Origin of the sequence: Actinomadura sp. SCN-SB (genome assembly GCF_043906805.1) — a bacterium.
Taxonomy (GTDB): Bacteria; Actinomycetota; Actinomycetes; order Streptosporangiales; family Streptosporangiaceae; genus Spirillospora.
The window spans coordinates 1-1,916 of sequence record NZ_JBIMPP010000150.1 but is presented as its reverse complement, the minus strand read 5'-3'; the positions used below and the strand labels follow the sequence as shown (position 1 = coordinate 1,916).

Annotated in this window: 4 protein-coding genes and 1 pseudogene; all 5 read right to left on the bottom strand. The window is 62.3% G+C overall.

What is annotated here, in order from left to right; genetic code table 11:
• Positions 1 to 81: 81 nt before the first annotated feature.
• Complete coding sequence (locus ACGWYJ_RS38765; protein ID WP_395111680.1) at positions 82 to 282, bottom strand: DUF397 domain-containing protein; 201 nt, start codon at positions 280 to 282, stop codon at positions 82 to 84.
• An 8-nt stretch (positions 283 to 290) separates the two neighbouring features.
• A complete protein-coding gene (locus ACGWYJ_RS38760; protein WP_395111679.1) occupies positions 291 to 491 on the bottom strand; it encodes a DUF397 domain-containing protein in 201 nt (66 codons plus the stop codon).
• A gap of 10 nt (positions 492 to 501) precedes the next feature.
• Positions 502 to 697 (bottom strand): annotated as a pseudogene (locus ACGWYJ_RS38755) (DUF397 domain-containing protein).
• A gap of 16 nt (positions 698 to 713) precedes the next feature.
• Positions 714 to 914 carry a DUF397 domain-containing protein gene (locus ACGWYJ_RS38750; protein WP_395111677.1) on the bottom strand — a complete coding sequence of 67 codons (201 nt, stop codon included), beginning with the start codon at positions 912 to 914 and terminating at the stop codon, positions 714 to 716.
• A 2-nt stretch (positions 915 to 916) separates the two neighbouring features.
• Positions 917 to 1,792: a helix-turn-helix domain-containing protein gene (locus ACGWYJ_RS38745; protein WP_395111675.1), complete on the bottom strand. Its 876-nt coding sequence runs from the start codon at positions 1,790 to 1,792 to the stop codon at positions 917 to 919.
• Between the last annotated feature and the right edge of the window lie 124 nt (positions 1,793 to 1,916).

Here is a 1,916-nt window from a genome sequence, read left to right as displayed (position 1 = left end):
ACGGGGCCGTCCCGTGATTCGCAGGAAGGGCAGCCCAAAGCGGCGCCATGGCGAGCCCAACGCCGTCACTCGCGAACTGGTTCAGCCTCCGTGCGACGCCTCACGCACCGAGGCGAGGAAGGCCCTCCACTCGGCCCGCGTGAACTCCAGGATGGGACCGCGGCCGTGCTGCTTGGTGTCGCGGACGCCGATCCTGCCGCCGGGAGCTCGTCCGGCCTCGATGCATCCGCCATTGCGCTTACTGTGGTGTGATTTGCGCCAACCCCTTGCGGCTTCGTTCATGAACTGGTTCAGCCTCCGTTCGACGCCTCACGCACTGAGGCGAGGAAGGCCCTCCACTCGGTCTGCGTAAATTTCGGGATGGGACCATAGCCGTGTTGCTTGGTGTCTCGGACTCCGATCGTCCCGTCGACGGCGCGTCTCACCTCGATGCAGTCCCCGTTGGGGTCGCTGCGGCGTGATTTGCGCCAGCTCGTGTGGGGTTTTTGCATGGAGAGGTGCCTAACTCCCTAGCGGAATGTTGTGGACAAGAGCAACGAAGACCGTCCACTCGGTCTGGGTGAACTGCAAGATTGGTCTTTGGCCAAGTTGCTCGCTGTCGCGGACGCCGATACTACCGTACGGTAGTACGAGCGACCTCGACACAATGGCTGTTGGGGTCGCTGTGGCGTGACTTGCGCCAACTTGTGTGGTGCATTCGCATGGCGCAATGCCTACCCTCCGTGGGGGAGGTTACGGACGGATCTGAGGAGGGCCGCCCATTCAGATCGGGTGAACTGGAGGATCGGTCCCTGGCCTTGCTGTTTGGTGTCCCGGACGCCAACCGTCCCATCGGGAGCGCGTCCGGCCTCGATGCAGCCGCCATTGGGGTCGCTGTGACGTGACTTGCGCCAACGGGTGTAGTGCTTGCTCATGCCTATGATCCTGCCTCTTCAACGAGACGATTGGCTACCCCTCTAAGGAAGGTCACACTTTTCTTGGGCGAGAGTGCGGCCTTCCGAAGCCGGTCGTACAAGCATGTGTACTGAGCCACCTCGCCTCGCTGGTCCAAGACCAGGTCGTCGGTTACCGTCTCAAGCACGACCAAAGGGGAGTCGCCTGCATCGGGGAAGGTGAAGAGGAAGAAGCTGGACTTGGGAAGCAAGCCACCAGGGATGCGGACGTTGTGAGGGAGGACGCGCACAGTGATCCTCTCGTGAGACGAGACGACCGCGATCATGTGTTGTAGCTGTGCCGCCATCGCAGTCGGGGGAACCGCCAGCCTATGGACAACGGACTCGTCCAAGATGGTGTCGTAGGCAGGGCCGTTCGACCGGAGCAGTTCGCGCTGCCGTAGCTCCCGAGCTTCGGTCATGCGCTCAGGGCGATAGTTCAGCGGTCCCTGACATCGATCGAGATCGACGAGTGCTGAGATGAACGTGGGGTGTTGCAGGATCGCTGGCATGCCCGTCAGGTTGTAGTTCTTGATGCCTTTGGCATTGGCTTCCAAGTCGGCGTAAAGCTTCTGACGGGGACCCATCGCCACGCCGTAACGGTCCCACCAGCCCTTCCCTGCCGCCTCCAGGGCGAGTTGAAACAGTTTTTCGTACTGGCGGCCTTCCACGCCGAGGGCCTGAAGGATCGAGACCACCTCAGCCAGATCAGGGCGCACCTGTCCGAGCTCCAGGCGGGTGATCTTGGTTCGGGACTGGTAGACGAGCTTGGCCAGCTCGTCCGTGGTGAGGCCGCGGTTCTCGCGGATCTTGCGGAGCTCGGCGGCGAGCCGGCGGCGGCGGACGTAGGGGCTCGGCATGACCGTTCTCCTCGCGTCTCGACGTGACTGTGATGGATCAATCACTCTGCGTGTCGATATCTAGGTTTGCGCCAGCAAACTCGAACTGGCAATCGACTGGCCGGATCGGGTCACGGTATCGACG